We start from the raw sequence: 23,766 nt of genomic DNA, 5'->3' as shown, positions 1-23,766 counted from the left end.
GAACAAGGCGCGGCGACCGCCGTGCAGTCATTCTGCACAAGGGAGCCGCAACGCCGTGCGCGCGCAAAAGCGGCCGAGCCCCTGCATTCAATAAATTGTGGGGGTTGGCACCCCGGGTTCCCCGATCCTGCGTTGCGGCCCTTGCCGGTAGAACCACTACCGGCTGCGCACCGCGCCTTGTCTCGCGGAACCCGGGGTGCCAACGCGAGCGTGTACATGGATCAGTGTTTCCCAAGCGGGATCCCTCGCCGGCATGTGCCGCGCGGGCAGTGGCACTGGTAGCATGCCGGTTTCCGGCGCGACAGGGGTGAACGGGGCCGATGGCCGATCGACGCTTGCAGGTGTTTCTGACGGTGGCGCGGCAGCTGTCCTTTACCCGCGCCGCGGAGATCCTCCACATGACCCAGCCGGCGGTCACCTTTCAGGTCCGCCAGCTGGAAGAGCAGCTGGACGCGCGGCTGTTCGATCGCAACCACAACCGGGTGGCCCTGACCGAAGCCGGGGAACTGGTGCGGCGTTACGCCGAGCGGATCTTCGATACCTACGGCGAGATGGAGGCCGCCCTGCGCGAGCTGAAGGGGGCCGCCGGGGCCCTGGTGATCGGCGCCAGCACCACGGTGGCCGAATACATGCTGCCGTCGCTGCTGGGGGCGTTCCGCCGTGCGCATCCGGAGATCGGCATCCGCCTGCGGGTGGGCAACACCGGCATGGTGGTGGGCATGGTCGAGGAAGGCAGCGTGGACCTGGGTATCGTCGAGGCGCCGGTGACCCATCGCAGCCTGGAGGTGCAGGCCTGTTTCAGTGACCGTCTGCAGCTGGTCGTACCGCCCGACCATCCGCTCGCCGGACACGACAGTGTCGGGGTGGAGGCCTTCATCGACGCCCCATTCATATGCCGTGAGGAGGGTTCCGGGACCCGCGAGGTCATCATGGAGTACCTTGGGCAGGCCGGGTACGACCGCAACGCCCTGCGCGGCTGCATGGAACTGGGCAGCCCCGAGGCCATCAAGGGGGCCGTGGCCGCCGGTATGGGGGTCTCGGTGCTGTCCGAGGCCGTGGTGGCCAAGGAACTGGCCCTGGGCGAACTGGCGGCGATCCCGCTCGATCCCGCGCTGGAACGGCCCATCTCGCTGGTCCATGCGCGACAGAAATTCCGGGTGCCGACGCTGGAGGTGCTCAAGCAGTTCCTGCAGGACTACTGCCGGCCCGGCCCCGACATGCCCAAATAAGGACAAAGTGCGATGAAGAACTACTGCGTAGTACAGCACACCTATTCCGAGTTCCTGGCCCTGATCGAGGCTCAGCTCGAAAAGCGCGACATCGGATTCTCCTACTACCGCCCCTTCGTCGGGCAGGACCTGCCCGGGTCGGCGGCCCAGTTCGACGGCCTGTGGCTGCTGGGCGGGGCCTGGCCCACGGCGGACCGCGAGAACAACCCGCAGGTCCCGGACGAACTGTCCCTGATCGACATCTTCCGCCGCTCGCAGCGCCCGGTGGTCGGTCTTGGCATGGGCGGACTGCTGGTGGCCGAGCAGGCCGGAGGTACGGCCAGCGAGGAGCCGCCCTACGTGGCGCGCTTCACCACCGCCCACAAGACCGCGGCCGGCGAGGGTGACCCGGTGGCCGAGGCGGTGGACGGCCACCGCGTGCTGCAGCTGCACCACGGCTCGGTGGAGCTGCCCGAAGGGCTGGAACCGATCATGGTGGATGACGATGGCCAGTGGCTGATGGTGCGGCCCGACGAGCTGACCTATGGCATGCTGTTCCGTCCGGAGGCCAAACCCGGGATGCTCGAGGATATCCTGATGGAGGGCGACCACAATCCGCCGCCGAACATGGGCGAACTGCTCGGCGAGGCGCGCATGGAATGGAACCAGATGCAGCAGGTCACCGACGAACTGCTCGTTGCTCTGGTCAAGCAGCTGTCGCTGATGCAGGAGCGGCGCAAGATGCCCGTGTTCAGTCTGCAGATCGAGGGTGATGGATGATCCCGCCGAAGGGCTCGACGGGCGCCGGCCTGCCCGGGGACCTCGGGCAGGTCCTGGCCGGAGGCCAGGGTGGGCGGCGGCGTGATGCGACCACCGAGGCGATCGCCGAGGTGGCCGCGCGCCTGTCCGAGGCGGATCGGGCGAGCCTGCTGAAGTTCGCGCGTTTTCTCGAGGCCCAGGGTGACGGTGCCGGTGATGGTGCCGGGGCGGGCGAGGAGGGCGTTGACCCTGCCGCTGCCTCCGAACCCGCCGGCGTGCCGGAACCCGAGCCCATCCCGCGGCCGGAGGGCGAGTCGGTGATCAAGGCGATGCGTCGACTGACCGCCACCTACTACATGCTGGATCGCGGCAAGCTGCTCAACGAGGCCTCTTCGCTGATGGCCCAGCACGTGATGCAGGGTCGCGAGGCCGACGAGGTCATCGACGAACTGGAAGAGGTATTCTGGTCGCACTATCAGGCCAGGGTGCAGGCCGAGGACCCGCATCGCGGCGGCAACAACAAGGACAGCCCGACGTCATGATCGACATGCTCCGCCAGTGGTACCGGCGGCACTTCACGGATCCGCAGGTGGTGATCCTGGCCATGCTGTTGCTGGTCGGGCTGCTGATCATCGTGTTCGCCGGGCGCATCCTGGCGCCGCTGCTGGCCAGCGTGATCATTGCCTACCTGCTGGAGGGAGCGGTATCCAAGCTGCAGCGTCTGCATGTGCCGCGCATCATCGCGGTGGTGCTGGTGCTGCTGGGCGCGTTGCTGGCGACCGTGGCCGCGCTGTTCAGCGTGGTGCCGCTGATGTCGCAGCAGGTGACCCAGCTGGTGCGAGAACTGCCGGGCATGATCTCCGAGGGGCAGAAACTGCTGCTGCAGCTGCCGGAGCGCTACCCCCAGCTGATCACCGACGAGCAGGTGTTCGAGCTGATGGGCGCGATCCGCGCCGAGGCCACCCAGCTGGGACAGCAGGTGGTGACGTTCTCGCTGGCCTCCGCGCGCCATCTGGTGGATGTGGTGATCTACCTGATCGTGGTCCCGCTGATGGTGTTCTTCATGCTCAAGGACCGCGACCAGATCCTCGGCTGGATCCGGGGGTTCATGCCGCGCGACACGCATCTGGCCAGCGAGGTCTGGGGCGAGGTGAACGTGAAGATCGCCAGCTACGTGCGCGGCAAGTTCATCGAGATCCTGATCGTCTGGGTGGTCAGCTTCGCCACCTTCAACTGGTTCCAGCTGGAATACGCGGTGCTGCTGTCGTTCATGGTCGGCATCTCCGTGATCATCCCCTACATCGGTGCCGCGGTCGTGACCATCCCCGTGGCGGCGGTGGCATATTTCCAGTTCGGCCTCAGTTCCGAGTTCGCCTGGGTGCTGGTGGCCTATGGCGTGATCCAGTTCCTCGACGGCAACGTGCTGGTGCCGCTGCTGTTCTCCGAGGTGGTCAACCTGCATCCGGTGGCAATCATCGCCTCGGTGTTCATCTTCGGCGGGATCTGGGGCCTGTGGGGCGTGTTCTTCGCCATCCCGCTGGCCACCCTGGTGCATGCGGTGATCAAGTCCTGGCCGCGGTCCCTGCCACCCGGATCGCCGCCGGGCGATCCGCCGCCGTCCGACGGGGACGCGGATCCTGCCGCAGCGACCCCCGCGCGCGACTCCGCCTGAGGCGGAGCCGCGTTCCTTTTTCGTACACGCCGACCAAAGATCCCGCATGACCGGAACCGAACTGCTGATGAACGTCACGCCCCAGGAGAGCCGTGTAGCCCTGGTCGAGAACGGCGTGCTGACCGAACTGCACATCGAGCGCGCGCGTCAGCGGGGCATCGTCGGCAACATCTACAAGGGGCGCGTGGTGCGCGTGCTGCCGGGGATGGATGCCGCGTTCGTCGAGATCGGTCGCGACCGCACCGCCTTTCTGCATGCCTCGGACGTCATCTCGCGCAACGAGGACGAGGGGCGGGGAAGCGAAGGGATCCGCGATCTGCTGCACGAAGGGCAGGAGCTGCTGGTGCAGGTGACCAAGGACCCGATGGGTTCCAAGGGCGCGCGCCTGACGACCTACATCACCGTGCCGGCCCGTCACCTGGTGTTGATGCCCAACCAGAACAACGTCGGGGTCAGCACGCGGATCGAGGACGATGCCATGCGTGCCCGCCTGCGCGAACAGGTGGAGGCCCTGCGCGACGAGCTGGCCCCGCAGCACGGCTTCATTGTGCGCACCGCAGCGGAGCTGGCGGACCACGAGGCCCTCCGCACCGATACCGCGTTCCTGAAGAAGATCTGGGACAGCCTGCAGGAAGCCGCGCGCAGCGCGCCGGCCGGGACCGAGGTGTACGCCGACCTGCCGCTGGTGCAGCGCATCCTGCGTGACATGGTCGGGGTGGATCTGGAACGGGTCCGCATCGACTCGCGCGAGACCTACCAGAAGATCGTCGATTTCTCCCGGCGCTATCTGCCGGAGCTGACCGAACGCATCGAGCACTACCCCGGCGAGCGGCCGATCTTCGATCTGTTCAACATCGACGAGGAGATCCAGCGCGCGCTGGAGCGCAAGGTCGAGCTGAAATCCGGCGGCTACCTGATCTTCGACCAGACCGAAGCGATGACCACGGTGGACATCAACACCGGCGGCTTCGTCGGCCACCGCAAGCTTGAGGAGACCATCTTCAAGACCAACCTGGAGGCGGCCCAGGCCATCGGTCGCCAGCTGCGCCTGCGCAATCTCGGCGGGATCATCATCATCGATTTCATCGACATGCAGGATGACGAGCACAAGCGCCAGGTGATCCGCGCGCTGGAGAAGGCCCTGGAACGCGACCACGTGAAGACCCAGATCTGCGACGTGTCGCCGCTGGGGCTGGTGGAGATGACCCGCAAGCGCACCCGCGACAGCCTTGAACACCAGTTGTGTGAGCCCTGTCCCACCTGTGGTGGCCGGGGCTATCTCAAGACGGCCGAAACCGTGTGTTACGAACTGTTTCGCGAGATCCTGCGGGAGGTGCGCCAGTACGATGCCCGCGAGCTGCGGGTGCTGGCCTCGCAGAGCGTGATCGACCTGCTGCTGGACGAGGAGTCGGCGAGCCTGGCGGAGCTGCAGAGCTTCGTCGGCATCCCCATCCGTTTCCAGGTCGAAACCCTCTATACCCAGGAGCAGTTCGACGTGGTGTTTGTCTGAGGGAGGTCGTCCAGCGTGAATGCAGCGGAGCGAACCGGGTACGCCCGGAACAGGCTGCGCACGATCGCTCGGGTGCTGGTGCCTGCGCTGCTGGTCGTGATCCTGCTGCTGATGCTCGTGCTGCTGGGCCTGCGGCTGTTCCTGCCGCACTGGGACGGGTTGCACGAACGCCTGGAAACGGCCGCTTCCGAAACCTCCGGCATGCAGGTGCGGGCCGAGTCGGTGGAGCTGGGCTGGCGCGGCTGGACCCCCGAGCTGGTGGTGCGCGGGGTGCAGATGGTCGACGGCGATGCCGAGCCCCTGGAGGTCGAACGGGTCGGGGCCACCCTGGATCCGGTGGCGTCGTTGCGCGCGTGGGCGCCCCGCCTGCGGCTGCAGGTCATCGGCATGGAGGCCCGTCTGGTCCGCCAGGCGGACGGGCGGGTCACCTTCCATGGCCACACCATGGGTACCGGCGAGGGCGCGGTGCTGGAACATGCGCTGGAGGCCTGGCCGGAGTTCGATGGCGAGGCGATCTCGCTGGTGTGGGACGATCGTGTTGCCGGTATTACGTCGGCCGCCCGGCTGGAACGTCTGAGTTTTCGCAGCGCCGCGGATGGCGACGGTCTGCTGCGGCTGGCGGGCGCCCTGGACCCGGAGGCCGCCGGAAGCTTCGAACTGGGCGTGCGGATCCCGGCGTCCGCCGCCCGCGATGCCCGGTTCTTCCTCGAGGGCCAGAGCCTGGAGATCGCTCACTGGGCACCCTGGCTGGCGTATCTCGGCCTGCCGGCGATCGACGGCACCAGCGGGGCGCGGATCTGGGGTGACCTGGAAGACGGTCGCCTCACCCGCCTGCGCGGATTCCATACCACCCGGCTGAACGGCGACGAGGACGCGCGCGAGCGCGAACTCGGACACCGCTTCGACTGGCACGTGGACGATGCCTGGCACCGCTCCGCCTGGACCGGCACGCGGCCCGGCTCCGGCGACCTGCGCATGCGCTATCGCCTGGAGACGGGGGCGCACGGCGCCGTGGTGGACCGACTGGAGCTGGCCGCGCGCGGGCTGGATGCCGAGGTCTATGCCCCGTTCAAGCCCCTGCTGGATCATGCGGCGCCCGCCCTGGCGGACCCTGTGGCGCGCCTGCGTCCGCGCGGCCGCCTGGCGGAGGGCACGCTGGTGGCGCGGCGCGACGACGACCGTCTGCGGATCCGCGAAGCGGAGCTCGATCTGCGCTCGTTCAGTCTGCGCACCGATGGCGACTGGCCGGGGGTGCGCGGCCTGGATCTGCGTGCATGGTGGGACGCGGAGACCGACGAGGCCGGCGCCACGTTCGATGGCGAACACCTGCGTGCGGAGTTCCCGCGCGTGCTGGGGGACGAGATCCTGTGGCTGGACCGCCTGCGCGGCGAGCTGCATGCACGACGGCATGCGCCGGACGACTGGACCGTGGCCGGGGAGGGGCTGGAGGTCCGGGCCGAGCAGGGGGCGGCTTCGCTGCGCGGAGAACTGCGCCTGGATGGTCACGAACAGGGGCCGCTGCTGGCCATGGCGATGGACATTCATCATGCCGACGGGGCCTACGCCGCTCGCTATCTGCCCGAGCGCTATCTCCCGGCGACCACTTATCAATGGCTGGCGCGCAGCATCGTCGACGGTCGGGGGACCGGCGGGGGCATGGCCTACCGGGGGCGCCCGCTCGAATTCCCGTTTGCGGACCACCAGGGGGTGTTCGATCTGTGGGCCGACATTGAGGACGGAGTGCTGGACTATCAGGAGGACTGGCCGCCGGCGGAGGAACTGGCGGGGCGTCTGTGGTTTCGCAACGAGGCCTTCCGCACCGAGGGTGCGCGGGGCCGTATCCTCGACACCCGCATCACGCGCGGCGATGTCACCGTGACTGACATGACCGGCGAGCCCGATCTCGAACTGGATGCGTCGGCCGACAGCAATGCGGCCGATCTGCTCGCATACCTGCGCCGGGCCGGGCTGGGCGACGAGCTGGCGGAGCTGCGCGACGGGGCCGAGGCCGCCGGCCCGGCGGGCCTGGACCTGCAGCTCCTGCTGCCGCTGGACAGCGATCGCATGGATGACCTGCGGGTGGCCGGGCGGCTGCGGCCGCAGGGGCTGGACCTGAACGTGCCGCAATGGCCGGTCGCACTGGACGGACTGCGCGGCGAGATCCGTTTCGATACCGCGGACCGGGTGCATGCCGAGGGGCTGGAGGCAGGGGTGCACGGCGAACGGGTGGCCCTGGACATCGACTGGCCGCTGGACGGCGAACGCGCCCGGCTGGGGCTGCGTGGTCCGCAGCCGCTCGAGCCCTGGCTGGAGGGGATCCCGGAACTGGCGGCCCATGCCAGTGGCCGCGCCCACTGGGACGCGGAACTGAGCCTGGGGGGCGGGATGGACGGGATGCGCCTGGATCTGCGTTCGGATCTGCAGGGCGTGGCCATCGACTGGCCCGACCCGCTGGGCAAGGTGGAGGATCAGCGACGCGATCTGACCGTCTCGCTGCCGCTGGACAACCGGCGGCCGGCGGTGGGGGAGCTGAGTCTGGGCGATGTCCTGCACGCGCGGCTGCGCCTGCTGCCGCAGGACGAACAGCGGCCGGCGCTGCAGGCGCTGGCGCTGGGCCTGGGGCGAGCCGCCGGCGATCCGCCCGGCCTGCCCTCGCAGGGCGCCGTGGTCGAAGGGCATTTTGCCGAGCTCGACGCGGAGGCCTGGGCGCGGGCCCTGCAGGCGGCGCCCTGGACGGGCAACGTGCAGGTGGCCGGCCCCGGCACCGACGCCCCGGAGGAAGCGGTCACCGGCGTGCCGCTGAATCGCGTGGTCCTGCGTGTGGACGAGGCCCTGCACTGGGATGACCTGAGTGTGCCCGCGACCCGACTGCGCGCGGTACGCGACCCCGGTGGCTGGCAGGTGGAAAGTCGCTCCGACTGGCTCGCGGGGACCCTGGGCTGGCGCCACGGCCCGAGCGACCGGCGGGATCACCTGCAGCTGGAGCTGGAACAGGTGCACCTGCCCGAGCTGGAACCGGGCGGACCGGACGCCGATTCGCCCCCCGAAGAGACTCCGGCAGCGGAGGGGGTGAGCGATCCGCGCAACTGGCCGTCGGTGCGGCTTGCCCTCGACAGTCTGCGTCTGGGCGATTACCGTTTTGCCGACATCCGTGGTGACCTGATCCCCGATACCGACGGTCTGGCCCTGCGGGACCTGGTGCTGCGCAGTCCCGAGCCCGGAATCCGTGCGGCCGGCCGCGGCGGCTGGCATGTGGATGCCGGGGGGCGAGGCCGGAGTCGCCTGGAGCTCGATCTGGAGGGCGATGACTGGGGGCAGGGGCTGGATTCCAGCGGGCTGACCCGCGCCCTGCGTGGCGGCGAGGGGACCGCCGAGGTGCAGCTGGAATGGCCCGGCGCTCTGTTCCGGCCGAGCCTGGCGCGCCTGCAGGGAACCATGGAACTGACCCTGAGCGATGGCGAGCTCGCCGATGTCGAGCCCGGCGCCGGGCGGCTGCTGGGTCTGGTGAGCCTCGACCTGCTGCCGCAGCGGCTGCGTCTGGACTTCCGCGACCTGTTCGTCGAGGGCCTGGCCTTCAGCGAACTGCAGGGCAATGCCCGGCTGGCGGATGGCGTGCTGCATGTGCCGGAGCTCGGTCTGGAGACCGCCTCCGCGGCGATCCGGGTGCGGGGTGACACCAACCTCGTGGCACGCGAATACGACCAGGAAATCGTGGTCGTACCGCGACTGCGTACGGCACTGCCGATCGCGGGGGCCCTGCTGGGCGGCCCGGTAACCGGAGCCGCAGTGCTGCTGCTCGAACGCGTGCTGGGTATCGGCGATCAAATGGAAGAGGCGGCCCGGGTGGAGTATCGCGTGACCGGGCCGTGGGAGCGGCCGCGGGTGGAAACCCGGGTGGAACCGGCAGAGGACTGAACACTGATGAATCGAAATCCCGACAAGGAGCGCGCATGACACCGGTGGCCGCCATTCAGATGGCATCCGGGACCCAGCCGCAGGCCAATCTGGCGGATGCCCGCCGGCGCATGGCCGAGGCGGCGGAGCAGGGCGCCCGCGTGCTGGTGCTGCCGGAGAACTTTGCCTTCATGGGGATGCAGGAGACCGATGTCCTCGACATCGCCGAGGCCCCCGACGGTCAGGGCCCGCTGCAGCGTTTCCTGGCCGAACAGTCGCGCGCCCTGGGGGTCTGGATCGTCGGGGGCACGCTGCCGCTGCGGGCCCCGGACGGCAGGCGCGTGCGCTCGGCGTGCCTGGTCTGTGACGATCGCGGCGAGGTGGTGGCGCGCTACGACAAGATCCACCTGTTCGACGTGCACCTGCCCGACAACAACGAGGCCTACACCGAGTCGCGGGTGTATCAGCCCGGCGACGAGGTGGTGACCGTGGACACCCCGGCGGGGCGTCTGGGGCTGGCGATCTGCTACGACCTGCGCTTCCCCGAGCTGTTCCGTGCGCTGCTGGACCAGGGTGCGGAATGGGTCGCGCTGCCGTCGGCGTTCACCGCGCAGACCGGCCAGGCCCACTGGGAGGTGCTGCTGCGGGCCCGCGCAGTGGAAAACCAGATGTACGTGGTGGCCGCGGCCCAGGGCGGTTTCCACGTGAACGGTCGCGAGACCTGGGGCCACAGTGCGGTGATCGACCCCTGGGGCCGCGTACTGGGGGAGCTGGGGCGCAACCCCGGGGTGCTGCTGGGGGAGATCGACGGCCGCGAGGTGGAACGCATGCGGACCGTGTTCCCGACCGTCTCGCATCGGCGTCTGGGCTGTGCCATTCCGGAGTGAGCCTGCCGGAGCGCGTGCGGGGTGCGAGAGCCCCCGCGGCTCGCGGGCTTGAAAGCGTTGCCCGGGCCCCAAGCATCATACTGACGAAAACGACCCAATCGAGGGATGCATGATCGACAACCTGGCCCGACAGACCCTGCTGGATCCCGCCGGTCTCGGCGAGTCCGAACTCTCCCGCCTGGTCGGAACGACCTTCGGCCAGGGCATCGACGGCGGTGACTGCTATTTCCAGTTCGCCTGCCAGGAGGGCTGGTCGCTGGAGGACGGGATCGTCAAGTCGGCGAGCTTCAACATCGAGCGCGGCGCCGGCATTCGCGTAGTGCGCGGCGAACAGACGGGCTTCGCGTATTCCGACGATCTCGCGATGCCCGCCCTGCTGGAGGCGGCGGGCACCGCGCGCAGCATCGCCCGAGCGGGCCAGAGCGGCGGCATGGCGGTGCAGGGGCGCACGCCCTCGCGCGAGCTTTACGTGCCCGACAACCCCATCGACTCCCTGGACGAGCAGGAGAAGATCGACCTGCTCAAGGAGGTTGACGCCGAGGCCCGCGCCGCCGATCCGCGCGTGACCCAGGTGATGTGCTCGCTGGCCGGCTCGCGCGAGGTGGTGATGGTGCTCAACGCGCGCGGCGAGCTGACCACCGACGTGCGCCCGCTGGTGCGTCTGAACGTCCAGGTAATCGTCGAGCAGGGCGGACGCCGCGAATCGGGCAGCTCCGGCGGCGGCGGCCGCTTCGGTTATCGCCAGTTGATCGAGAACGGTCAGGCCGCTGCGCATGCGCGCGAGGCGGTGCGTCAGGCGCTGGTGAACCTCGAGGCGGTGGATGCCCCGGCCGGCAGCATGAAAGTGGTCCTCGGTCCGGGCTGGCCCGGCGTGCTGCTGCACGAGGCGATCGGCCACGGCCTGGAAGGCGACTTCAACCGCAAGGGCACCTCCGCCTTCGCCGGACGCATTGGCGAACGGGTCGCGGCCGAGGGCATCACCATCGTCGACGACGGCACGCTGGCCGGGCGCCGCGGCTCGCTCAATGTCGATGACGAGGGCAATCCGACCGAGGAAACCGTGCTGATCGAGGACGGCATCCTGCGCGGCTACATGCAGGACGAGCTCAACGCGCGCCTGAGCGGCACGCAGACCACCGGCAACGGTCGGCGCGAGTCCTACGCCCATCTGCCCATGCCGCGCATGACCAACACCTACATGCTGGGCGGTTCCGCCGATCCCGAGGAGATCATCGGTTCGGTGGAAGACGGCCTGTATGCGGTCAATTTCGGCGGCGGTCAGGTGGACATCACCTCCGGGAAGTTTGTGTTTTCGGCTTCGGAGGCCTATCTCATAGAGAACGGAAAGGTGACGCGGCCGGTGAAGGGTGCGACCCTGATCGGTAACGGTCCGGATGTCCTGACCCGCGTGTCGATGGTCGGCAACGACATGCAGCTCGACCCCGGCGTGGGTACCTGCGGCAAGGAGGGGCAGGGCGTGCCGGTGGGCGTGGGCCAGCCCACGCTGCGCATCGACGGCATGACCGTCGGGGGCACCCAGGCAGCATGACCCGGCAGCGTCCGGGGCGTCACCGGACCGGATCTGGCGAGCAAGAAAAGGAGAGCCGCATGAATACCGATTTTCTGGAACAGGAACGCTCCCTCCCGGAAGGCCACGGCCACGACAAGGTGGTGCAGTGGCACGTGTTCCGGGCCCGCGACAAGGCCGAGGAATTCGCCCGCCACGTCAATCTGGGCGAGGGCCAGGAGCTGATCGGCGGCTGGACCCGCGACAGCGTGGGCATGCTGTACTGGGTCGGCGTGCACGTGGATGACCTCGAACGCTGGGGCAACGTGGGCGCGGTCCACAAGCACGGCGCGCGCGTCTAGTCCGTCCTCGACACGGGGTCCGTGCCCGCCCCTGGTGGGGCGGGTGCGGACCCGTGGTTTTTTGTCTCCCCCATCGAACAACCGACCGGAATCCGCATGAGTCAACGTCCCGCAGTCGAGACCCCCGAAGCCGCCGCCCAGGCGCTGTCGCACAGCCCCGAATCCCTGCGCGCCCGCGTGCAGCAGGCGCTGGAGGAGGCAAAGAAGCAGGGGGCCACCGATGCCCAGGTGGTCGTCAGCCACAGCGTGGGTCTGGACCTGGGGGTGCGCAAGGGCGAGATCGAGACCCTGGAGCACGAACGCGACCAGAACCTGTCGCTGATCGCGCATTTCGGCCAGTCCAAGGGCGCGGCATCGACCACCGATTTCAGCGAGCAGGCCCTGCTCGACACCGTCGAGGCGGCCTGCCGCATCGCCCGCTATACCGAGCCGGATCCGTATGCCGGCATGCCGTCGATCGCCTTCAAGGCAGTGGACTGGGAAGATCTGGACCTGGATCACCCCTGGGAGCTGTCCATCGCGCAGGCCACCGAGCTGGCGCAGCGCACCGAACAGGCCGGGTTCGACGCCGAGTCGCGCATCGAGAACTCCGAAGGCGCCTCGGTGAATACCCGCCGCGCGATGGCGTTCCTCGGCGACACCCAGGGCTTCATGGGCGGCTATCGCAGCACCCGCCATTCGCTGTCCTGCGCCCTGGTGGCGCGCGGCGATGACGGCATGCAGCGCGATTATGCCTACAGCGTCAGCCGCCGCGCCGCCGATCTGGGCATCCCCGAGGACATCGGACGCGAGGCGGCGGAGCGCACCGTGCGCCGGCTGGGCGGGGAAAAGCTCTCCACCCGCAGCTGCCCGGTGCTGTTCGCCCCGGAGATGGCGCGCACCCTGATCGGCAGCTTCACCCGCGCGATCTCCGGCCCGGCCCAGTTCCGCGAGAGCTCGTTCCTGCTGAATGCCCTGGACGAACGCATCTTCCCCGAATGGATGCGCATCGAGGAGCGCCCGCTGACCCCGCGCGGGCTGGGCAGCGCGCCGTTCGACGGCGAGGGCGTGCAGACCCGCAACCGGCCGCTGGTGGACCGCGGCGTGCTGCGCAGCTACACCCTCGACAGCTACGCCGCCCGGCGCCTCGGCCGCGAGACCACCGGCAACGCCGGCGGCGCGCGCAACGTGACGGTGCGTCCGGGGACGCTGGACGCCCCGGGCATGCTGCGCGAGATGGGCACCGGACTGCTGGTGACCGAGCTGATCGGTCAGGGCGTGAATCCGGTGACCGGCGACTACTCGCGCGGCGCGGCCGGGTTCTGGGTGGAAAACGGCGAGATCGTCCATCCGGTGGAGGAGATCACCATCGCCGGCAACCTAAAGGACATGTTCCGCGCCATCGTCGCCACCGGTTCCGACGTCGACTATCGCGGGAACATCCGCACCGGCTCCATCCTGATCGAGTCGATGACCGTCGCCGGGGAATAATCAGCCCCCGCAGCAGCGGTTGCGTCCGGCTTTCTTGGCCTGGTACAGAGCGTCGTCCGCCCGCGCGAGCACCGACTGCGCGTCGGCTCCGGGTTCTCCGACGGGGTCGAGGGTCGCGGCCCCCAGGCTCACGGTCACCACCGGGCTCGCAGCGGAATATCCATGCGGAAAGGCCAGCTCCTCAACCGCGTTTCTCAGTTTCTCGGTGACCTCCAGCGCACCGGATGTCGGCGTCCCGGGGAGCATGGCCACGAATTCCTCGCCGCCATAACGGCACAGGGTGTCCCCGGGCCGGTTCAGCGTCCGCGCAAGTGTTTCAGCGACTTTCTGCAGGCAGCGATCCCCGGCCCCGTGCCCGTAATGGTCGTTGAAGGCCTTGAAGTGGTCGATGTCGAGCATGATCAGTGACAGGGGTTCCCCGTCGCGCTGACTGCGGCGGGTCTCCCGGTCCAGGTGCTCGTCGAAATAGCGACGATTGGGAACGCCGGTGAGGCCGTCGAGCATTGCGTACTGTTCCAGCAGGTCGGTCCTGCGCTTGAGTTTCACGTGCGTGTTGACTCGGGCGCGGACGATCGCCGGGCTGAACGGCCGGGCGATGTAGTCCACGGCGCCCAGGTTCAGTCCGTGCTCTTCGTCGCGCGCGTCGTCGAGTGCCGAGACGAAGATGACGGCGATGTTGCTGGTGTGCGGGTCTTCCTTCAGGCGTCGACAGACCTCGTAGCCGTCGATGCCGGGCATCTGGATGTCCAGCAGGATCAGGTCGGGGCGCTCCGGGGCACCCTCTGCGGCCAGCGCCAGGGCCTTCTCGCCGTTGTTCGCAACCCGAATGCGGTAATCGTCCTTCAGAAGGTGTCCCAGCGCCTGGATGTTGGTCGGTTCGTCGTCGACCAGCAGCAGGGTCGGCTTCGGTTCATCGTGGTTCATGTAATGTTTCCTTGATCAGGCCCCTGTCCGGGTGTCAGCTCGTCGAGGGTTTGCAGGGCCTCATCGAATGCCATGCGTTGTACCTGCGCTTCCAGTCTCTCGCAGTCCAGACCGCGACCCCGCAGCCATGCCAGGGCCTCGCGCAGGGTTTCCTCTTCGATCAGTTCGCTGGCTTCCAGTTGCTGGCGCAGGGTGGCGACCGCGTGCACTGAACCAGCCGCATTGTCTTGTGCAATGTCGGGAAGGTTTGCGAGCGATTGTGAGGCTTCCCGGAATGCGGTTTCCAGACGATGTATGAGCCCGGCGGACACGGGGTCGCCGTCCTTGATCAGGCGGTCGATCTGTTCGGCCAGGGACTGCAGGGTCGTGGCGGCGAGGGTTCCGGCGACCCCCTTCAGGTTGTGTGCGAGCCGGTGCGCGTCGTCGTCCCGCGAGGCGTGCAGGTGGCCGATCAGCGGCTCGTAATCAGAGACCAGTCGGTCCCTGAAGTTGTGCAGCTGTCGGGAGTAAAGGGCCGCATCGCCGCCGAAATGCCGCAGGCCCCTTGCCGGGTCGAAGCCCGGCAGCGTGGCGGGAAGAGCGGGGGTGGAAGAGTCTTCCTCTTCTTTGCCGGGCGTGGGCTCCGTTGTGGAGGCGTCGAGATGGCTCGCGAGTGCGGCGTAGAGTTCGGTGCTGTCGACGGGTTTGCCGAGGTGTCCGTTGACCCCGGCATCCCGCGCGCGTTGGCGGTCTTCTTCCATGACTGCCGCCGAGAGGGCCAGAACGGGGCCCGTGTAGCCATCGGCCCGCAGGTTCCGGGTTGCATCGAAACCGTCCATTACGGGCATCTGCAGATCCATCAGTACCAGATCGGGCTTCTCCGCGCGCACGGCCTCGACCGCCTCGGCGCCGTTGTCGGCTGTGGTTACGCGGGCGCCGGTTTTTTCAAGAAGCTCCCTGCCTACTTCCTGGTTGATCTCGTTATCTTCCACCAGCAGCACACGATGGCCGCCCAGCTTCGGCACCCGGGCTGCCTGCGGAGCACGATCAGGGGGGCCGCCACCTTCTGCCCGCACCAGGGCATCGTAGAGTGATGAGGCGGTGATCGGCTTGGCCAGGTAGTCGGTGGTCAGCCCTTCAGGCAGGGTGATTTCATCCCGGGCGTAGGCGCTGACCATCAGGATCGGGGGCCGCGTCCGCTTCAGTTCGCCGCGCTGGCGCAGGCACTCGAGGGCTTCGCAGGTCTCGCTGCCATTCATGCCGCCCGGCATCATCCAGTCCATCAGGATGAAGTCGAACGGCTCGCCGCGGCGTTCCGCCGCCACCACCTGCTCGACGGCGGCCTCGCCACTGTCGGCCTCCTCGGTGAAGTAATGGCAGTGGTGCAGGAGTTCGCGCATGATCTTCCGGGCACTGGCCTGGTCGTCGACGATCAGCACCCGGCGGCCCGTGGTCTCGGGGCACTCGACAATCGCCTGTCGGTCCTGGCCCAGCGGCAGGGTCAGGTTGAAGGCGAAGGTGCTGCCCTCGTCGGGGACCGACTCCACCTCCAGTTTGCCGCCCATGGCCTCCACCAGGCGTCGGCTGATCACCAGCCCCAGGCCGGTGCCTCCGTACTTGCGGGTGGTAGAGGTGTCGGCCTGGCTGAAGGGGCGGAACAGCCGGGCGAGCTGCTCCTCGCTCATGCCAATACCGGTGTCGCGTACAAAAAAGCGCAGGGTGGCCTGGCCATCCGTCACCGGCCCGGTCGCGCGGATCCCGAGCTCCACCGTCCCGCCGCGCTCGGTGAACTTGGTCGCATTGGCGAGCAGGTTGCCGAGCACCTGAGACAGGCGCAGGTCGTCGCCAACCAGGGCGCGCGGCAGGTCGGGCTGGACGTCGTAGAGCAGTTCCAGTCCCCCGGCGTGGGCCTTCTCGCCGAACAGCGTCGCCATCTGCTCGACCACCTCGTCGAGTCTGAAGTCGCGCGCTTCCAGCTCCAGCTGGCCGGCCTCGATCTTGGAGAAGTCGAGGATGTCGTTGATGAGGCCGAGCAGCATCCGCGAGGATTGCTGGATCTTGTGCACCTGATCGCGCTGCTTCGCGTCCAGCTCGGTCTGTTCCAGCAGCTGGCTCAGGCCGATGACCGCGTTCATCGGCGTGCGGATCTCGTGGCTCATGTTGGCCAGGAACTCGCTCTTGGCGCGGCTGGCCCGCTCCGCCTGCTCGCGTGCCTGCTCGGACTGCTGCTGGGCCTGCTTGATCTCGGTGAGGTCGTCGTAGACCGCGACGATCTCGCCGGAGGAGAGGCGGAAGATCCGGTTCTCGCGCCAGCCGGCGATGCGGTTATCGTGGTACTGGGAGATCGGCAGTTGTTCCGGTTCCCCGGTCCGGGCCACCCACTGTAAGGCCTGCAACAGCCCCATCTCGCGGACACCGGGGAAGCATTCGGTGAGCCGATGTCCGATGACCGCGTCGCGGGTGGTCCGGTCCATCTGTGCCGCTGCCGGGTTGTAGTCGATGAACACGAAGTCCTCGCCGTCGTCCACCGGGCGGTAGACCGCCACCCCGCTGCCGGTCTGCTCGAATATGCCGGCGAAGCGCTCCCTGGATTCGCGCAGGGCCTGTTCCGCATTCCGGCGGTCGGTGACGTCGCGGATCAGACAGGCGAAACGTCCGGGCTCCGGCTGGAAGGCCGTGGTGGAAAAGTACCGCCCAAGCTCGGCGGCATAATCCTCGATGGTGCAGTTCTCCCCGGTCAGTGCGACGCGTCCGAAGTTTTCGATCCAGTGTGATTCGACCCCGGGAAGGATTTCGCGCACACGCCGGCCGACCGTCGTTTCGGCTTTCAGTCCGGTGAGTTGCTCGAATGCGGGGTTGACCGCGAGATAACGGTAATCCACCGGGTTCCCGTCGTCGTCGCAGATGATCTCGTGCAGAGCGAAGCCGTCCTGCAGCTCGCGGAACAGGACCTCGTACTGTTCTTGCGCATGCTGCTGTTCTTCCAGCAGGCGGATCTTGTTCCGGGCCAGTTCGACCAGACCGGCAACCGAGGCGAGAAAACCGAGTTGCTGCTCGTCCGGTTCCGGCTGACGGTCCAGCCAGTTGAGGACCAGCAGATGGAAACCGCTCTGGCGAAAACCGAACGGATACCACAGCAGGGTTCCGATACCCATTTCGTCGTGCAGGATGCCGGTCGCGCCGTCCGCAACCAGGCTCGGGTGGGGCGCGTCTGCATGACTGTTCATCCAGCCCTGGCGGTTACGCATCTCGCGCAAGCCGTTGCCGAATACTGCCAGCGGGTAGGTGCCGATCGACGGCGTGATGGCAGGCCGTTCGGGATTGAGCCATTCCTCCCGGCCGGTGACCAGCTCGCGTTCGAAATCGATGTCGTAGACCAGCGCCCGGTCGGCACCCAGGGCCTCGCCCAGACTGCGGCAGGTGGTCTCCAGGATCGCCCCGACATCGTCCTCCGCGGCAATGGTATGGGCGATGGCGTCCACGGCCGTCCGGTGCCGACGCGTTGTCGACTCGATCTCGGCGGCGCGGGCCTCGGCCTGCTTCTGTTCGGTGATGTCGAGGATGAAACCGTCCAGCCAGGCGACCCCGCCCTGTTCGTCACGCACGGCGATGCCCCGTTCCTGGGCCCAGCGAATGGAGCCGTCGCGATGCCGGATCCGGTACAGGGTCTCCCACGGCCGGTCGTCGGCGATCGCCTCCGCGATGGTCTGCGCGACCCGGTCGGCATCGTCGGGGTGGATCAGCTGTGCGTACGAGACGACGGTGTTATTGATCAGCTCCGCTGCGTCATAACCCGTCAGCGGGTCGGCCGCCCGGCTCATGAAGAGCATGGTCCAGGCGTCATCGTACAGGCAGCGGAAGGTGATCCCGGGGATGTTCTCCACCAGCGAGGCAAACTGGTTGCGTGCATCTTCCAGTTCCTGGCGGGTCCGTTCGATATCGGAGATGTCCTGGATGATCGACCAGATCACCTCGCGCCCGTCCGGCGTCGTGGTCCTGAAGCCGTGGAGCAGGACCGGATAGCGTGAACCGTCCTTGCGGATGTACTCCTTCTGGAACGGCCCGTAGCGGCCGGTGCGCTGCATCGATTCGAGCATGGCCTGTTCGTCGGCCATGTATTCTTCGGGAGTAACCTCGAAGTAACTCAGCTGCAGGAATTCTTCGCGCGTATAGCCGGCGGGCTCATTAATGGCGGCATTGAAATCGAGGAATTCACCGGTGGCGAAGTCGTTCATGGCGATGCCGACCGGCGAGAGCTCGAACAGGCCACGGAATTTCGCTTCCTCGGCGGCGAGCCGCTGGCGGTTGGCCTCCTCCTCGCTGATGTCGCGGTTGACGCCCACGACCCGCATGGCCCGGCCGGCACTGTCCCGGATGACCTGGGCCTGACCGTGCAGGGTGCGTATGGTCCCGTCATCGGCGCGGCGAATGGTGATCCGGAGGTCGAATGGTGCGTCGGATTCAACGGCGGCCCGGAAGGCGGCCACAGCCGTATCCCGGGAATCCGGGGTCAGTGTCCCGGCCCAGTCCTCGAAGGCATTCCCGAACTCGGCGGGGTCGATGCCGTAGAGGCGGAACATGCCGTCGTCCCATTCCAGGTGGCCGCTGGCCATGTCGTAGTCCCAGATCCCCAGGCCGGCCGACTCCGTGGCCAGGGCCAGGCGCTCGCGGCTGCGCTCCAGCGCCCGACCGTCCTCCTTCACCCGGGAGATGTCGCGGAAGACCGCGAGGAACAGGGGCTTCTCCTCCTGTGTCAGCAGCACCACCGAGACCCGTACGTCGATGATCCGGCCGTCCTTGCGGCGGTGTCGGGTCTCGAAGTCATCCCGTCCCTGCACAAGGATCCGTTCGATGTGTTCGGCGATTTCTTCCGGGGTCTTCTGCGCGTCGAAATCGGTGATGCGCAGGCGATGGAACTCCTCGGCGGTGTAACCGAGCTGCTCGTGGGCCAGCCGGTTGAATTCGGTCGGCCGACTGGTTTCTGGATCGATCAGCACCGTGGCGTCGGGATACAGCTCGAACAGCGTGCGGAAACGCTCCTCGCCTGCGATCGGGGTCTGCGGAGCATCGCCGTCACCGATGGGGGGAGTCGTCATGCCCTGGTTCACGCGCCTGGCTGAGTGTGATGAAAGTCTCGCGCATTCCGGGGGCGGGTGCGAGAACCCGTTCGCAGCGGTCGGTTCCTCTCCGCTCATGGGGGGCGTCGGCGATACGGTTCCGGCAGTATGAACCGGCATCACCTGAAGGGAGGGGAGAAACATGCAGGATTCAACCCGGAGACAGCGCGGACCCGTACGGCACGCGGGGATCGTGGCCGCGTTCGTCGGGCTGGCGGCGGGGGGCGCGGTGGCCGCACCGCCGCAGGACATGGGCGAGGCTGCACGTGATTTCGTCGCAGCGGAAGGGTATTGCCGGGTCGAGAGCGGAGAGATACCGGAACTGTTGCGCGAGCGTCTGCCGCCCGAGCAGCGCGAATCGGTGCGGCCGTTCGAACGGGCCGGGCCGTGGACCGTGCCCATCCTGTTGCTGGAAGGCCTCGAGGGTCCGGCGGAACCGGCGCGTTACCGGATGCAGGCGGGCTTCGAGTGGATGGAGGGCAGTCCGCCCGGGCGGATGCGGGATCTGCATTTCGTGCAGATCGACCGTTTTGAACCTTCGGACGAGGAGGCCGGCGACGGTAACGACGGCGGGGCGTGGGACGGGGTCTCCTGGCGCATGGTGATGAGCCCGATCCAGGGGTTCCCGGGTCACGTGGTCGCGGCCTCGCGCCGGAGCCTGGACGCATCGGCCATCGAACAGGCCCGCTGCCTCGAGCAGGCCTGTACCGATCCCGAACCGCTGGGTGACCGGGTCACGCAGTGGCGTGACAACGGCGAGGAGCTGTGGGATTTCGTCCCGCCATCGCTGCCCTCAACGCCGGAAGGTGGTCCGGACCCGGCATTCCTGCTGGGGTCCCTGCTGGAGACCCGGCCGGGACAGCTGGAGGCCCGCGAGAGCGTCGGCTTCGCCGAGCCGTTCGCCGAAGCGGTGGTGGAGGTCGGGCTGGAGGAGCCGGGCGGCGTGGAGGTCCTGCTGCGCGACGGCGACCTGATGGACCACGAGCTGGAGGCGATCTGGCAGCGCCTGAGCGTCGGGCCGGACGCACAGGTCCGCACCGCCTGGGCGGTGGACCGGCGCCCGCCGCCGCCATGGCTGGAGGAAGATGACGCCCAGGATGCCACCCCGGATGACCCGGACGACGCCGGGAAGGACGCCCGGGATGCCGAGTACGGCAAGGGTGGCCAGCCCGCCGGTGCGCTGCAGGGTTCGTGGCGTGCGGCGCTGGTCGAGGGTGACGTGCCGCTGGCGTATTTCAGCGTGTTTCACGGCCGTGGCGAGACCCGCGCGCAGGGCGATTTCCTGATGGGCAATGCCCGCGGGCCCGGGCTGGACGGCGCCAGCGGTGATCTGGATTCGGTGGCGCTTGCCGCAGACGGGGACCGCGTGGAACTGGTGTGGAACCCGACCCCGGACCAGCAGGAGAGCTATCACCTGGAGCTCGAACGCATGGATGCGGACACCTGGGAGGGCCGCTTCCATGCGGCGCGCTATCCGCACGAACATGCGGTGCGGATGACGCGGCGCGGGGATTGAGACAGGCGGCCGGCGACGAGCGCCGGCCGGCGACGAGCGCCGGCCGGCGGGTCACAGGTCGAAGATCTCGGCCTTCAGGCCCCACTTGGAGGCCAGGGTCTCGGTGGCGTTGAGGAACTCCTCGGCGCGGGCCGGGTGGTTCCACTGGCCCCTGGCGATCCAGTTGAGCGCGGTGTCGCGATCGGGGGCCAGCGACAGGATGTGGATCAGCTCGCCGGCGTCACCGCCGATGACCTCCCCGCCCAGCAGGCCGCCGGTGTCCATGTCGCCGATCAGGCGGACGAAGCCCTCGGGCTCGTCCTGCCCCAGGGCGCGTGGCGAGGTCTCGAACGCGGCGAAGCCGACCGCGGGTTCCAGCTCTTCGTCCTCGGCATCGTCCTCGTCCATGCCCAGGCGCGCCATCTCCACCGCCGAATAGATGGCGATCGGCACGTAGCGTTCGTCCTGCTCGCGGGTGTTGCCGGTCTGGATGTTCTCCACCGCGATGGTGGCATCGGCCAGCGCGTGGTTGGCGGTCTGCCATTCGCTGGCGACGTCGCCGATGGCATAGATGTGGTCGACGTCGGTCTGCAGCGTGGCGCGCCGCTGCACGAAACCGCGCGCGTCCGTCTGCACGCCGACGCCTTCCAGGTTCAGGTCCGCGGTATGCGGCGTGCGGCCGGTACCCAGCAGGACCCAGTCGACCTCGTGGCGCCCGCCGTCCTGATCGGTGATGACGACGCCGTTATCGGTGGTCTCCACGCTCTCGTAGCCCTTCACCCGGATCGGCTCGACGCCGTTCTCACCCAGCTTGTCCTTCAGCGTCGACAGGGCCTGGGGGCTGAACTTCTGGCCGTTCAGGGGTTTCGAGCGGGTCAGCCAGGTCACTTCCTTGCCAAGCATGGAGAAGATGAAGGCGAATTCGGTGGCCACCACGCCGGAGCCGATGATCGCCACCCGGCGGCCCTGCGGCGGACGCTCGTCGAACAGCATGTCGGTGGTGATCACCCGCCCGGGGACGGCCTCGAACGGGGCGGGTACGGTGGCGGTGGCGCCGGTGGCGATGATGGTGTGCTTCGCCTCCAGGGTCTCGCTGCCGTCGGCGCCCGTGACCTCCAGGGTACTGGCGTCGCGAAAGCGGGCGGTGCCCTCGCGGTACTGGATCTTCAGGTGCTTCATGTATTCCAGGTAGGAGTCGCGCACCGAGGTCACGACCTCCTTCTGGTGGTCCCAGGCCGGATCCATCTCCGCGCTCAGCGAGCCCCGGATGCCGCGGCCCTCGAAGTGGCGCTGGGCAGCCACGGTGCGCGCGGTGTGGTACCAGTCCTTCTTGGGCACGCAGCCGCGGTTGAGGCAGCAGCCGCCCCAGGTGTCCTTCTCGATGATGACGACGGAGAGTCCGCGCAGGGCGCCGAGGACGGCGGCGCGATAACCGCCGGGGCCGCTGCCGATGATGGCCAGGTCGAAGGTTTCGCTCATGGATGTGCTCACGGATTGGGGTCTTCGGTCAGGTCGATGATGGGTTCGTGCCATTCCAGCGCGGTCAGTTCGAGTTCGAACACGCGCCCCCCGGCCTCGTAGTCGAAGCGCACGGGGATGTGGTTCAGGTCCGGGGCGAACCAGGCGGCGAGTTCGACATCGCCGTTGTCGCTGCGGCGGACCACGCGCACGGTGTCCAGCGAGCCGATGCCGGAGTCCACGGTCTCCTCGCCGTCGCGGCGGAATTCGTATTCGCGCAGGCGGTCGCGCTCCAGGGTGCGGATGCGGACGGTGTCGCCGGTGACGCCCAGTTCGCCGGTTTCCAGCTGCTGCATCATCATGTACAACGAGCCAAGGAAGTCGAGGGTGCCTTCGGGCACGTCGAGCGTGAACCGCTCGCTGTCGATGTGGCCGATGGCCTGCTGTTCCTCGTGGTCCAGGCGGGTTTCGACTTTGCGCTCGTCGCGCGGGGTGACCTGGTGGGAGCGCGACGAGATCAGGTGCAGGCCGGAACCATTGGTGTTCAGCAGCGATTCGCGGCTGAGTTCGAAACGCCCGAGTACGCGCAGGAATCCGGTCACGTGGGCATCCATCGCCATCCGCGTGCGGAGGTCTTCGTGGTTGAGGCTCATGGAGGCATTCAGCGTGCTGGCCATGGCCGTGGCTTCGAAGCTGGCGGTGAACGGCGGGATCCGCGACGCGTCCGCCGGGTCCGCGTTGCTGTCGGCGGCAGGGGCGGCGGTCGGGAACGCCGTTGCGAGGATCGCGGCCAGCGCCAGGACGAGACCGGTCAGCAACCGCGCCGTGAAACGCCGTCGGGCGGCGTCAGGACGATTCACCTGGGGCATGGGAAGTCACCTCGTGATCGAGCTGCAGGGGCGCCTCCAGCGGGGCGCCATCGTACCGGATCGTGGGTTCCGACCACTGAATCCGCCCTGAACACACCAGCCCGGCTGCTGCGGGGTAGAGGCGGTGCTCGGCCTGCTGCACGCGCGCACTCAGGGAGGCTTCGGTGTCGTCGGCCAGAACCGGGACCCGTGCCTGCATGATAACCGGTCCCCCGTCCAGTTCCGGCGTGACGAAGTGCACGCTGGCGCCGTGTTCGGTCTCGCCGTCAGCCAGGGCGCGGGCATGGGTGTCCAGTCCGCGGTACTTCGGCAACAGCGACGGGTGAATGTTCAGCAACCGTCCGGTAAAGCGTTCCACGAATCCCGGGGTCAGGATGCGCATGAACCCGGCCAGCAGGACCAGGTCCGGCTCGAACGCCTCGATGGCCTCGGCCAGCGCCGCATCGAACGGTTCGCGCCCTTCGTAGTCGCGGTGGTTGAGGACCTGCTCCGGGATGCCGCGGGCGCGCGCGAACTCGAGCCCGCCGGCCTCGGGGCGGTTGCTGATCACGCCGACCACGCGGGCGTTGATCTCGCCGCGTTCACAGGCGTCGATCAGGGCCTTGAGGTTGCTGCCGCGCCCGGAGATCAGCACGACCAGGCGTTGCGGGGCCAT

General features: G+C 68.2%; 16 protein-coding genes. 11 read left to right on the top strand and 5 right to left on the bottom strand.

Translation table 11 applies throughout. The annotated features are described in order from the left end of the window. Positions 1-320: 320 nt before the first annotated feature. From C998_RS0106920 to pmbA, 10 genes are all read left to right on the top strand, one after another. Complete coding sequence (locus tag C998_RS0106920) at positions 321-1,229, top strand: LysR family transcriptional regulator (protein ID WP_018870131.1); 909 nt, start codon at positions 321-323, stop codon at positions 1,227-1,229. A gap of 12 nt (positions 1,230-1,241) precedes the next feature. Beyond that, positions 1,242-1,988 (top strand): type 1 glutamine amidotransferase, encoded by a 747-nt coding sequence (locus C998_RS0106915; RefSeq protein ID WP_018870130.1) that lies wholly within the window; start codon positions 1,242-1,244, stop codon positions 1,986-1,988. Next, positions 1,985-2,509: a hypothetical protein gene (locus C998_RS0106910; RefSeq protein ID WP_018870129.1), complete on the top strand. Its 525-nt coding sequence runs from the start codon at positions 1,985-1,987 to the stop codon at positions 2,507-2,509. The genes C998_RS0106915 and C998_RS0106910 overlap by 4 nt, the downstream gene beginning before the upstream one ends. Next, entirely contained in the window at positions 2,506-3,639 is a 1,134-nt protein-coding gene (locus tag C998_RS0106905; RefSeq protein WP_018870128.1) for an AI-2E family transporter, read from the top strand. The genes C998_RS0106910 and C998_RS0106905 overlap by 4 nt, the downstream gene beginning before the upstream one ends. 46 nt (positions 3,640-3,685) lie before the next feature. After that, positions 3,686-5,149 (top strand): ribonuclease G, encoded by a 1,464-nt coding sequence (gene rng / locus C998_RS0106900; protein ID WP_018870127.1) that lies wholly within the window; start codon positions 3,686-3,688, stop codon positions 5,147-5,149. A 72-nt stretch (positions 5,150-5,221) separates the two neighbouring features. Continuing rightward, complete coding sequence (locus C998_RS0106895; protein WP_018870126.1) at positions 5,222-9,064, top strand: YhdP family protein; 3,843 nt, start codon at positions 5,222-5,224, stop codon at positions 9,062-9,064. Positions 9,065-9,099: 35 nt separating this feature from the next. Further along, entirely contained in the window at positions 9,100-9,930 is an 831-nt protein-coding gene (locus C998_RS0106890; protein ID WP_018870125.1) for a carbon-nitrogen hydrolase family protein, read from the top strand. 109 nt (positions 9,931-10,039) lie between these two features. Further along, positions 10,040-11,479 (top strand): metalloprotease TldD, encoded by a 1,440-nt coding sequence (gene tldD / locus C998_RS0106885; RefSeq protein ID WP_018870124.1) that lies wholly within the window; start codon positions 10,040-10,042, stop codon positions 11,477-11,479. A 59-nt stretch (positions 11,480-11,538) separates the two neighbouring features. Beyond that, positions 11,539-11,799: a hypothetical protein gene (locus C998_RS0106880; RefSeq protein WP_018870123.1), complete on the top strand. Its 261-nt coding sequence runs from the start codon at positions 11,539-11,541 to the stop codon at positions 11,797-11,799. Positions 11,800-11,895: 96 nt separating this feature from the next. Continuing rightward, on the top strand, positions 11,896-13,269 hold the full coding sequence (gene pmbA, locus C998_RS0106875; RefSeq protein WP_018870122.1) for a metalloprotease PmbA: 1,374 nt from the start codon (positions 11,896-11,898) through the stop codon (positions 13,267-13,269). Here pmbA and C998_RS0106870 read toward each other — a convergent pair whose 3' ends face one another. Beyond that, positions 13,270-14,193 carry a diguanylate cyclase gene (locus C998_RS0106870; protein WP_018870121.1) on the bottom strand — a complete coding sequence of 308 codons (924 nt, stop codon included), beginning with the start codon at positions 14,191-14,193 and terminating at the stop codon, positions 13,270-13,272. After that, entirely contained in the window at positions 14,190-19,268 is a 5,079-nt protein-coding gene (locus tag C998_RS0106865; protein WP_196799380.1) for a PAS domain S-box protein, read from the bottom strand. The genes C998_RS0106870 and C998_RS0106865 overlap by 4 nt, the downstream gene beginning before the upstream one ends. 214 nt (positions 19,269-19,482) lie before the next feature. Here C998_RS0106865 and C998_RS0106860 point away from each other — a divergent pair, with 214 nt between their 5' ends. Further along, positions 19,483-20,805, top strand: coding sequence for a hypothetical protein (locus C998_RS0106860; protein WP_018870119.1), 1,323 nt, complete (start codon positions 19,483-19,485; stop codon positions 20,803-20,805). Positions 20,806-20,856: 51 nt separating this feature from the next. On the opposite strand, the gene C998_RS0106855 is transcribed toward C998_RS0106860, so the two are convergent. The 3 genes from C998_RS0106855 to purN are packed head-to-tail and all read right to left on the bottom strand — an operon-like array spanning position 20,857 to position 23,766. Next, positions 20,857-22,263 (bottom strand): NAD(P)/FAD-dependent oxidoreductase, encoded by a 1,407-nt coding sequence (locus C998_RS0106855; protein WP_018870118.1) that lies wholly within the window; start codon positions 22,261-22,263, stop codon positions 20,857-20,859. 8 nt (positions 22,264-22,271) lie between these two features. Continuing rightward, on the bottom strand, positions 22,272-23,111 hold the full coding sequence (locus C998_RS0106850; protein WP_019589237.1) for a DUF3108 domain-containing protein: 840 nt from the start codon (positions 23,109-23,111) through the stop codon (positions 22,272-22,274). After that, the gene (purN, locus tag C998_RS0106845; protein WP_018870116.1) at positions 23,089-23,766 is read right to left on the bottom strand and encodes a phosphoribosylglycinamide formyltransferase; all 678 of its coding nucleotides are present in this window, start codon (positions 23,764-23,766) and stop codon (positions 23,089-23,091) included. Before purN ends, C998_RS0106850 begins: the two co-directional genes overlap by 23 nt.

Origin of the sequence: Thioalkalivibrio sp. ALgr3 (genome assembly GCF_000377325.1) — a bacterium.
In the GTDB taxonomy this organism is placed as follows: Bacteria; Pseudomonadota; Gammaproteobacteria; order Ectothiorhodospirales; family Ectothiorhodospiraceae; genus Thioalkalivibrio.
This window is presented reverse-complemented; position numbering and strand designations above follow the sequence as displayed.